Source organism: Desulfolutivibrio sp., assembly GCF_036584575.1.
Classification (GTDB): Bacteria; Desulfobacterota; Desulfovibrionia; order Desulfovibrionales; family Desulfovibrionaceae; genus Desulfolutivibrio.
On the sequence record NZ_JAZHDB010000225.1, the window covers coordinates 1 to 10,224 of the forward strand.

10 protein-coding genes are annotated in these 10,224 nt (G+C 66.3%); 5 read left to right on the top strand and 5 right to left on the bottom strand.

From position 1 onward, the window contains the following. The 3 genes from V3572_RS16935 to V3572_RS16945 all read right to left on the bottom strand — a co-directional run. On the bottom strand, positions 1-720 hold a 720-nt coding region (locus tag V3572_RS16935; protein WP_332112212.1), incomplete at its 3' end, for a FlgO family outer membrane protein. Positions 721-887: 167 nt separating this feature from the next. Then, positions 888-1,571, bottom strand: a complete 684-nt coding sequence (locus tag V3572_RS16940) for an FkbM family methyltransferase (RefSeq protein ID WP_332112213.1) — start codon at positions 1,569-1,571, stop codon at positions 888-890. A gap of 32 nt (positions 1,572-1,603) precedes the next feature. Further along, positions 1,604-3,070, bottom strand: a complete 1,467-nt coding sequence (locus V3572_RS16945) for a response regulator (protein WP_332112214.1) — start codon at positions 3,068-3,070, stop codon at positions 1,604-1,606. A 351-nt stretch (positions 3,071-3,421) separates the two neighbouring features. On the opposite strand from V3572_RS16945, the gene V3572_RS16950 reads away from it, so the two are divergent. Further along, complete coding sequence (locus tag V3572_RS16950; RefSeq protein WP_332112215.1) at positions 3,422-4,636, top strand: ammonium transporter; 1,215 nt, start codon at positions 3,422-3,424, stop codon at positions 4,634-4,636. 22 nt (positions 4,637-4,658) lie between these two features. Then, a complete protein-coding gene (locus V3572_RS16955; protein WP_176629347.1) occupies positions 4,659-4,997 on the top strand; it encodes a P-II family nitrogen regulator in 339 nt (112 codons plus the stop codon). Positions 4,998-5,227: 230 nt separating this feature from the next. Here V3572_RS16955 and V3572_RS16960 read toward each other — a convergent pair whose 3' ends face one another. Both V3572_RS16960 and V3572_RS16965 read right to left on the bottom strand, forming a co-directional pair. Further along, on the bottom strand, positions 5,228-5,566 hold the full coding sequence (locus V3572_RS16960) for a P-II family nitrogen regulator (protein WP_176629347.1): 339 nt from the start codon (positions 5,564-5,566) through the stop codon (positions 5,228-5,230). A 22-nt stretch (positions 5,567-5,588) separates the two neighbouring features. Continuing rightward, positions 5,589-6,803 (bottom strand): ammonium transporter, encoded by a 1,215-nt coding sequence (locus tag V3572_RS16965; RefSeq protein ID WP_332112215.1) that lies wholly within the window; start codon positions 6,801-6,803, stop codon positions 5,589-5,591. A gap of 351 nt (positions 6,804-7,154) precedes the next feature. Here V3572_RS16965 and V3572_RS16970 point away from each other — a divergent pair, with 351 nt between their 5' ends. The 3 genes from V3572_RS16970 to V3572_RS16980 form a co-directional block, all read left to right on the top strand. Continuing rightward, on the top strand, positions 7,155-8,621 hold the full coding sequence (locus V3572_RS16970) for a response regulator (RefSeq protein ID WP_332112214.1): 1,467 nt from the start codon (positions 7,155-7,157) through the stop codon (positions 8,619-8,621). Between the two features lie 32 nt (positions 8,622-8,653). Beyond that, positions 8,654-9,337 (top strand): FkbM family methyltransferase, encoded by a 684-nt coding sequence (locus tag V3572_RS16975; RefSeq protein WP_332112213.1) that lies wholly within the window; start codon positions 8,654-8,656, stop codon positions 9,335-9,337. Positions 9,338-9,504: 167 nt separating this feature from the next. Then, positions 9,505-10,224, top strand: a 720-nt coding sequence (locus tag V3572_RS16980) for a FlgO family outer membrane protein (RefSeq protein WP_332112212.1), incomplete at its 3' end; no start/stop codon positions are given.

Here is a 10,224-nt window from a genome sequence, read left to right on the forward strand (position 1 = left end):
AAAAAGGCGGAGATCCGCCTTTTTATTACTCCGCGTCAACATAAGCCATGTATTTGAGCCAGGCCCGGGGGGCGCCTCGGCCGCCGCAGGGGGCGGCGAGGCCTCGTCACCCGGCGAGGCGGCAGGGGGGGGCGCCGTGGCGGCGTCATCGTCTTTTAAGGCGACAGGAGGCGGCTGACGCCTCGCGGCATCGGCAAAGGCCGCCAGATCGCGGAAAAGGCGCCTGGTGGCTTCAGAAATCCCGGACAGGCTGGACGGGCCCATGGCCACCCCGGCCCACAGGATGCGGCCGGACTCCACATCGATGTACCTCGCGTCGAGGCGCGCCTTGCCGTCTTCTTCGGCCACGGAGCCGCTCAAAATGGCCGTGGCCCCGGCCATGGCCCCTACCTTGAGGGCCGCCGAGGTGTAGGTCAGGCCCCGCTCCCCGAATTCCAGCTCTTCCAGCAGGCGACTGATGATCCGCCGCTCCACCACCTCGAACCGGCCGGAATTGACCGCCGCCGTGGTCAGCATTTCCGATACCAGCCGACCCTTCTCGCTGGAGCGGGCCTTGGCCGTGACCGGTTCGAATTCGAGGATGGCGATTTTTTGCCGGTCGGCGGCCCGGAATGTCGCAGCAGAAGACGGTCCCTCGGTCTCGGCGGCCTGCGCCGGGGGAAAGGGGGCTGTAAGCAGGCCCAGAAGGAGGATGGGCAGGAGAACGGAAACACGCGGCATAAACCAGATGCCTCCTTGGGCGAACCCCTGGCGGCCAGCCTTTCGGGGATTCGCGCCTGGTCGCGCCAAAGGCGTTGGGGACCATGTCATTTCCTTACGCAATGCGGCGAGGCCAGGTCAATGCCCGCGCGGGGACGTCCCTGGCGGCGGGCCGGAAGGAGCGAGGTTCACCGTCCGGGGCCGGGGGCGTTTGCCGTGAACAGGGCGTCGCCCGAGGCCAGTCGGCCCTTGGCGTCGGAAAAGGGGTCGTAGAGGCCCTCGAAGGCAAAGCCGTATCCGGCCAGGAACTCGCGCAGTTCGGGGAAAAGCGGCTGGCCGTCGTAGAGCGGGTAGAAGGCGGTCTCGGCCAGGATGAGCGTCGCCCGGCGCAGGATGCCCGTGGCCCCGCGCAGGGCGGCCAGTTCATAGCCCTGGAGGTCGAGCTTGATGATATCCGCTCCTTCCGGCAGGGCCGCATCCAGGCGGACCACCGGGACCGTCACCCGGGCCGTCTGGCGGATGTCCTGGTCGGCGTATTTCTCGTGGATGCCCGTGGGCGGGAGCATGGAGGACAGGGTGCGGCGGCTGAAGACCGTCAGTTCGGCCGCCGCCGCCTGGGGCCCCAGGGCGCAGGCCTGGACCACGACCCGGGCGTCGCCTGCATAACGCTTTTGAAGCTTGCGGGCCAACTCCGGCAGGGGCTCGAAGGCCGCCACCCGGGCCCGGGGGAAAAGCTCCAAAAATCGGGCCGTGATCCGGCCCTTGTTGGCCCCCCCGTCCACGATCATGGGATTTTTGACGGGGCACAGCTCGGCCAGCCGGTCCAGGGGCGGGGTGTCGCGCACCGGCGCGGGGTCGAGATCGTGGGGCATGGGGCGCGGCATGGCGGAATGGGCGGAACCGGTCAGGAAGCGCCGCCGGATGCGTCTTCGGGCTGGCCCGAGGCGTGGGTGTGGGGAAAAAGGGGCAGCGTCAGGGTGAACACGGCCCGGCCCGCGTCGTGGGCATAGGCCAGGGAACCGCCCATGTCCTGGGCCAACCGTCTGGCCAGGGCCAGGCCGGGGGCGCTTTCGCTTTTTTCGAAGGGCAAAAAAAGCCGTTCCGGCTCCCTGGCCGGTTCCGTCTCCGGATAGGACACGGACAGGCGGGAAAAGGTGTTGTCGGACCAGGCCGTCACGTCCAAGGCCCCGCCCCGGGGCATGTGCGCCACGCCGTGGCGCACCATGGCCGTCACCACCTGGCCCAAAAGCAGGGGGTCTTCCTCCACGGCGGTGATGGCCCGGGAAAAGTCCGTGCGGCACACGATGTCGCGGCCGACGAGCTCGGGGGCCAGGGCCTCCAGAACCTGGGCGATCGCCCCGCCCATTCCCAGGCACACCGGATGCTGGTCCGCCGGTTGCAGATAGCTCCGGATGCGGTTCACCAGGGCCTCCAGGCGGGCCGCCTCGGCCAGGATGATCTCGGCTTCATGGGCCTCGGGGTGGCGGTCGTGGAGCCTTTTGGCGAACCCGGCGATGGAGAACAGGGGGTTTCGGATCTCATGGGCCACTTCGGCGGAGACGGCCCCCAGGGTCTTGAGTTTTTCCTGCTGCACCGACAGCCGTTCCAACTCCACCCGGTCGGTGATGTCGATGAGCAGGCCTTCCACCAGGGGACCGTCCCCTTCGGGATCGGCCGTGGCGGGCATGATCTTGAGGATGCAGTGCATGGTGGTCCCGTCGGCGCGTAAAAAGCGGCAGTCCATGGACAGGGAGCGGGACACCCCGGAAAAGGCCCGGCCGATGACGTCGCGGATGGCCTGGCGGTCCTCGGGGTGGGCCCTTTCCACCAGCCAGCCCGGGACGGCCAGGGCCGTGGCCCGGGACTGCCCGAGCATGGTGCGGCAGTATTTATTGATGAATTCCAGGGTCAGATCCGGACGCAGGGCGAAGACCAGAAGCGGCAGGTTCTGGACCAGGTCGAAATAGCGGGCCTCGGCCCGCAGCATGCGCCGCCGGGTCTCGGCCGCCGTGATGGCCGCCTGGGCGGCATGGTCCAGCAGTTCGTAGCTTTCGATGGGCTTGACGATGTAGTCCGTGGCCCCGCTCCGAAAGCTCTCCACCACGTCGCGCACCTCGCCCCGCCCGGAGATGACCACCACCGGCGGAGGGTCGGCGACGTGGGCCAGTTCGGCCAAAAATCCGAATCCGTCCAGCACGGGCATGCGCAGGTCGAGCAGGATCAGGTCCGGCCGCTGTTTCTCCAATAGGCTCAGGGCCTGACGGCCGTTTTCGGCCTGGGCCGTCTGGTATCCCGAATGGGAAAGCCACAGGGACACGCTTTCGCGCAGGGTGGGATCGTCGTCGACGATAAGGACCAGGGGACTTTTCACGCGCGCCGGGCATCCTTGTGGAGGTGTGGTGAGTGGGACGGCCTGTGCCTTTTATGCCGGGTTGCCGGGGAAACGGCAAGGGGGCGACGGACGACAGTCGTCCGTCGCCCCGAATGATCGCTGGGAGGACAATCGACAAAAACGTTTTCTGTCGAAATACGGTATGTCCGAGAAAATTATATTGCAAAAATGTCAAAAAATACCTATACGCACTCCACCCGAACGGTGCCGGGGGCGCGGCGCGGACATCGCTTCTCGATCTTCATGACAGACGATGCCCGTGACCCCCGGAACCTGCGCAGGGGAAACACGGCCGCGTGGCGGCCAAAACTTTCAAGGGGGGGGTTTTCTATGAATGCGGCGGATACGGGTTTCATCCTCATCTGCGCAGCCCTGGTCATGTTCATGACCCCGGGGCTGGCCCTTTTCTACGGCGGCATGGTCCGGGCCAAAAACGTCCTGGGAACGGTCATGCACAGCATGGTCATCCTGGGCGTCGTGTCCATCGTCTGGGCCATCATCGGCTACACCTTGTCCTTTGGATCGGACATCGGCGGCCTCATCGGCGGCATGGACTACTTCGGCTTAAGCGGCGTGGGGGTCGAACCCAAACCTGGCGTGGACAATCTGCCGCACCTGGCCTTTATGGTCTTCCAGTGCATGTTCGCGGTCATCACCCCGGCGCTGATCACCGGCGCGTTCGCCGAGCGCATCAAATTTACCGGATTTTTGCTGTTCACCGTCCTGTGGGTCATTTTCGTCTACAGCCCCATGTGCCACTGGGTGTGGGGCGGCGGCTGGCTGGCCGGGCTCGGCGCCCTGGACTTCGCCGGAGGCGCCGTGGTGCACATGAGCTCCGCCGCCTCGGCCCTGGCCTGCGCCATCTACCTGGGCAAACGCTCGGGCTACGGCAAGCAGGCGTTTATGCCCCACAACCTGCCCCTGACCGTGCTCGGCGCGGCCATCCTGTGGTTCGGCTGGTTCGGCTTCAACGCCGGTTCGGCCCTGGCCGCCAACGGCCTGGCCGCCAGCGCCTTCACCACCACCCACATGGCCGCCGCCGCCGCCGCCATCGGATGGATGGTCGTGGAATGGATCCATCGCGGCAAACCCACCACCCTGGGCTTCGTGTCCGGCGCGGTGGCAGGCCTTGTGGCCATCACCCCGGCCGCCGGGTTCGTCACCGTCATGCCCGCCATCGTCATCGGCCTTCTGGCCGGCGGCATCTGCTACGGCGGCGTCCTGCTCAAGCACCTCTTCGGCTACGACGACTCCCTGGACGTGGTGGGCATCCACGGCCTGGGCGGCACCTGGGGTGCGCTGGCCACCGGCCTTTTCGCCACCAAGGCGGTCAATGAACTGGGCAATGACGGCCTGTTTTTCGGCAACCCCGGACAGTTGTGGATCCAGTTCGTGTCCGTGGTGGCCACCTGGGCCTTCTGCTTCGTCATGACCATGATCCTGCTCAAAGTCGTGGACGTCGTCACCGGCATTCGGGTAAGCTCCGAGGACGAAAACAAGGGGCTCGACGTCTCCCAGCACACGGAAGTGGGTTACCAACTCTAGGCCCCTCAAGGAGCAGCATCCCATGAAAAAGATAGAAGTCATCACCCGGCCGTACAAGCTCGACGAGGTCAAGGAAGCCCTGACCACCGCTGGAATCAAGGGCATGACCGTCTCCGAGGTCAAAGGCTTCGGCCGCCAGCGCGGGCACACCGAGGTCTATCGCGGCGCGGAATACCAGGTCGATTTCGTGCCCAAGGTCAAAATCGAACTGGTGGTCGAGGACGCCCTGGCCGCCGAGATCATCAAGACCATCCAAAACGCCGCCCGCACCGGCGAGGTGGGCGACGGCAAGATCTTCGTCTCCCATATCGAAGATGTGGTGCGCATCCGCACCGGCGAGACCGGCAACGCCGCCGTCTAAGACAAAGTCCCCGGGAGAGGGCGCCGCCCTCTCCCGGACCCTCTCCCGCCGGGGGGAATCATTCCCCCCGGACCCCCCGAACGGGGTTTCTCATACGGCCAGGGGCCTGGGAGCATGCTCCCAGGCCCCTGGCCGTATGAGAAACCCCGTTCGGGGGGTCCGGGGGGAATGATTCCCCCCGGCGGGAGAGGGTCCGGGAGAGGGCGGCGCCCTCTCCCGGGGACTTTGTCTTAGACGGCGGCGTTGCCGGTCTCGCCGGTGCGGATGCGCACCACATCTTCGATATGGGAGACGAAGATCTTGCCGTCGCCCACCTCGCCGGTGCGGGCGGCGTTTTGGATGGTCTTGATGATCTCGGCGGCCAGGGCGTCCTCGACCACCAGTTCGATTTTGACCTTGGGCACGAAATCGACCTGGTATTCCGCGCCGCGATAGACCTCGGTGTGCCCGCGCTGGCGGCCGAAGCCTTTGACCTCGGAGACGGTCATGCCCTTGATTCCAGCGGTGGTCAGGGCTTCCTTGACCTCGTCGAGCTTGTACGGCCGGGTGATGACTTCTATCTTTTTCATGGGATGCTGCTCCTTGAGGGGCCTAGAGTTGGTAACCCACTTCCGTGTGCTGGGAGACGTCGAGCCCCTTGTTTTCGTCCTCGGAGCTTACCCGAATGCCGGTGACGACGTCCACGACTTTGAGCAGGATCATGGTCATGACGAAGCAGAAGGCCCAGGTGGCCACCACGGACACGAACTGGATCCACAACTGTCCGGGGTTGCCGAAAAACAGGCCGTCATTGCCCAGTTCATTGACCGCCTTGGTGGCGAAAAGGCCGGTGGCCAGCGCACCCCAGGTGCCGCCCAGGCCGTGGATGCCCACCACGTCCAGGGAGTCGTCGTAGCCGAAGAGGTGCTTGAGCAGGACGCCGCCGTAGCAGATGCCGCCGGCCAGAAGGCCGATGACGATGGCGGGCATGACGGTGACGAACCCGGCGGCCGGGGTGATGGCCACAAGGCCTGCCACCGCGCCGGACACGAAGCCCAGGGTGGTGGGTTTGCCGCGATGGATCCATTCCACGACCATCCATCCGATGGCGGCGGCGGCGGCGGCCATGTGGGTGGTGGTGAAGGCGCTGGCGGCCAGGCCGTTGGCGGCCAGGGCCGAACCGGCGTTGAAGCCGAACCAGCCGAACCACAGGATGGCCGCGCCGAGCACGGTCAGGGGCAGGTTGTGGGGCATAAACGCCTGCTTGCCGTAGCCCGAGCGTTTGCCCAGGTAGATGGCGCAGGCCAGGGCCGAGGCGGCGGAGCTCATGTGCACCACGGCGCCTCCGGCGAAGTCCAGGGCGCCGAGCCCGGCCAGCCAGCCGCCGCCCCACACCCAGTGGCACATGGGGCTGTAGACGAAAATGACCCACAGGACGGTGAACAGCAAAAATCCGGTAAATTTGATGCGCTCGGCGAACGCGCCGGTGATCAGCGCCGGGGTGATGACCGCGAACATGCACTGGAAGACCATAAAGGCCAGGTGCGGCAGATTGTCCACGCCAGGTTTGGGTTCGACCCCCACGCCGCTTAAGCCGAAGTAGTCCATGCCGCCGATGAGGCCGCCGATGTCCGATCCAAAGGACAAGGTGTAGCCGATGATGGCCCAGACGATGGACACGACGCCCAGGATGACCATGCTGTGCATGACCGTTCCCAGGACGTTTTTGGCCCGGACCATGCCGCCGTAGAAAAGGGCCAGCCCCGGGGTCATGAACATGACCAGGGCTGCGCAGATGAGGATGAAACCCGTATCCGCCGCATTCATAGAAAACCCCCCCCTTGAAAGTTTTGGCCGCCACGCGGCCGTGTTTCCCCTGCGCAGGTTCCGGGGGTCACGGGCATCGTCTGTCATGAAGATCGAGAAGCGATGTCCGCGCCGCGCCCCCGGCACCGTTCGGGTGGAGTGCGTATAGGTATTTTTTGACATTTTTGCAATATAATTTTCTCGGACATACCGTATTTCGACAGAAAACGTTTTTGTCGATTGTCCTCCCAGCGATCATTCGGGGCGACGGACGACTGTCGTCCGTCGCCCCCTTGCCGTTTCCCCGGCAACCCGGCATAAAAGGCACAGGCCGTCCCACTCACCACACCTCCACAAGGATGCCCGGCGCGCGTGAAAAGTCCCCTGGTCCTTATCGTCGACGACGATCCCACCCTGCGCGAAAGCGTGTCCCTGTGGCTTTCCCATTCGGGATACCAGACGGCCCAGGCCGAAAACGGCCGTCAGGCCCTGAGCCTATTGGAGAAACAGCGGCCGGACCTGATCCTGCTCGACCTGCGCATGCCCGTGCTGGACGGATTCGGATTTTTGGCCGAACTGGCCCACGTCGCCGACCCTCCGCCGGTGGTGGTCATCTCCGGGCGGGGCGAGGTGCGCGACGTGGTGGAGAGCTTTCGGAGCGGGGCCACGGACTACATCGTCAAGCCCATCGAAAGCTACGAACTGCTGGACCATGCCGCCCAGGCGGCCATCACGGCGGCCGAGACCCGGCGGCGCATGCTGCGGGCCGAGGCCCGCTATTTCGACCTGGTCCAGAACCTGCCGCTTCTGGTCTTCGCCCTGCGTCCGGATCTGACCCTGGAATTCATCAATAAATACTGCCGCACCATGCTCGGGCAGTCCCGGGCCACGGCCCTGGCCGTCCCGGGCTGGCTGGTGGAAAGGGCCCACCCCGAGGACCGCCAGGCCATCCGCGACGTCATCGGCCGGGCCTTTTCCGGGGTGTCCCGCTCCCTGTCCATGGACTGCCGCTTTTTACGCGCCGACGGGACCACCATGCACTGCATCCTCAAGATCATGCCCGCCACGGCCGATCCCGAAGGGGACGGTCCCCTGGTGGAAGGCCTGCTCATCGACATCACCGACCGGGTGGAGTTGGAACGGCTGTCGGTGCAGCAGGAAAAACTCAAGACCCTGGGGGCCGTCTCCGCCGAAGTGGCCCATGAGATCCGAAACCCCCTGTTCTCCATCGCCGGGTTCGCCAAAAGGCTCCACGACCGCCACCCCGAGGCCCATGAAGCCGAGATCATCCTGGCCGAGGCGGCCCGCCTGGAGGCCCTGGTGAACCGCATCCGGAGCTATCTGCAACCGGCGGACCAGCATCCGGTGTGCCTGGGAATGGGCGGGGCGATCGCCCAGGTTCTGGAGGCCCTGGCCCCCGAGCTCGTCGGCCGCGACATCGTGTGCCGCACGGACTTTTCCCGGGCCATCACCGCCGTGGAGGAAGACCCCCTGCTTTTGGGCCAGGTGGTGACGGCCATGGTGCGCCACGGCGTGGCGCACATGCCCCGGGGCGGGGCCTTGGACGTGACGGCCTGGTCCGACAACACCTTTTCCCGCCTGTCCGTGTCCTATCCGGAGACGGAACCGGCCAGGGAGCCGGAACGGCTTTTTTTGCCCTTCGAAAAAAGCGAAAGCGCCCCCGGCCTGGCCCTGGCCAGACGGTTGGCCCAGGACATGGGCGGTTCCCTGGCCTATGCCCACGACGCGGGCCGGGCCGTGTTCACCCTGACGCTGCCCCTTTTTCCCCACACCCACGCCTCGGGCCAGCCCGAAGACGCATCCGGCGGCGCTTCCTGACCGGTTCCGCCCATTCCGCCATGCCGCGCCCCATGCCCCACGATCTCGACCCCGCGCCGGTGCGCGACACCCCGCCCCTGGACCGGCTGGCCGAGCTGTGCCCCGTCAAAAATCCCATGATCGTGGACGGGGGGGCCAACAAGGGCCGGATCACGGCCCGATTTTTGGAGCTTTTCCCCCGGGCCCGGGTGGCGGCCTTCGAGCCCCTGCCGGAGTTGGCCCGCAAGCTTCAAAAGCGTTATGCAGGCGACGCCCGGGTCGTGGTCCAGGCCTGCGCCCTGGGGCCCCAGGCGGCGGCGGCCGAACTGACGGTCTTCAGCCGCCGCACCCTGTCCTCCATGCTCCCGCCCACGGGCATCCACGAGAAATACGCCGACCAGGACATCCGCCAGACGGCCCGGGTGACGGTCCCGGTGGTCCGCCTGGATGCGGCCCTGCCGGAAGGAGCGGATATCATCAAGCTCGACCTCCAGGGCTATGAACTGGCCGCCCTGCGCGGGGCCACGGGCATCCTGCGCCGGGCGACGCTCATCCTGGCCGAGACCGCCTTCTACCCGCTCTACGACGGCCAGCCGCTTTTCCCCGAACTGCGCGAGTTCCTGGCCGGATACGGCTTTGCCTTCGAGGGCCTCTACGACCCCTTTTCCGACGCCAAGGGCCGACTGGCCTCGGGCGACGCCCTGTTCACGGCAAACGCCCCCGGCCCCGGACGGTGAACCTCGCTCCTTCCGGCCCGCCGCCAGGGACGTCCCCGCGCGGGCATTGACCTGGCCTCGCCGCATTGCGTAAGGAAATGACATGGTCCCCAACGCCTTTGGCGCGACCAGGCGCGAATCCCCGAAAGGCTGGCCGCCAGGGGTTCGCCCAAGGAGGCATCTGGTTTATGCCGCGTGTTTCCGTTCTCCTGCCCATCCTCCTTCTGGGCCTGCTTACAGCCCCCTTTCCCCCGGCGCAGGCCGCCGAGACCGAGGGACCGTCTTCTGCTGCGACATTCCGGGCCGCCGACCGGCAAAAAATCGCCATCCTCGAATTCGAACCGGTCACGGCCAAGGCCCGCTCCAGCGAGAAGGGTCGGCTGGTATCGGAAATGCTGACCACGGCGGCGGTCAATTCCGGCCGGTTCGAGGTGGTGGAGCGGCGGATCATCAGTCGCCTGCTGGAAGAGCTGGAATTCGGGGAGCGGGGCCTGACCTACACCTCGGCGGCCCTCAAGGTAGGGGCCATGGCCGGGGCCACGGCCATTTTGAGCGGCTCCGTGGCCGAAGAAGACGGCAAGGCGCGCCTCGACGCGAGGTACATCGATGTGGAGTCCGGCCGCATCCTGTGGGCCGGGGTGGCCATGGGCCCGTCCAGCCTGTCCGGGATTTCTGAAGCCACCAGGCGCCTTTTCCGCGATCTGGCGGCCTTTGCCGATGCCGCGAGGCGTCAGCCGCCTCCTGTCGCCTTAAAAGACGATGACGCCGCCACGGCGCCCCCCCCTGCCGCCTCGCCGGGTGACGAGGCCTCGCCGCCCCCTGCGGCGGCCGAGGCGCCCCCCGGGCCTGGCTCAAATACATGGCTTATGTTGACGCGGAGTAATAAAAAGGCGGATCTCCGCCTTTTT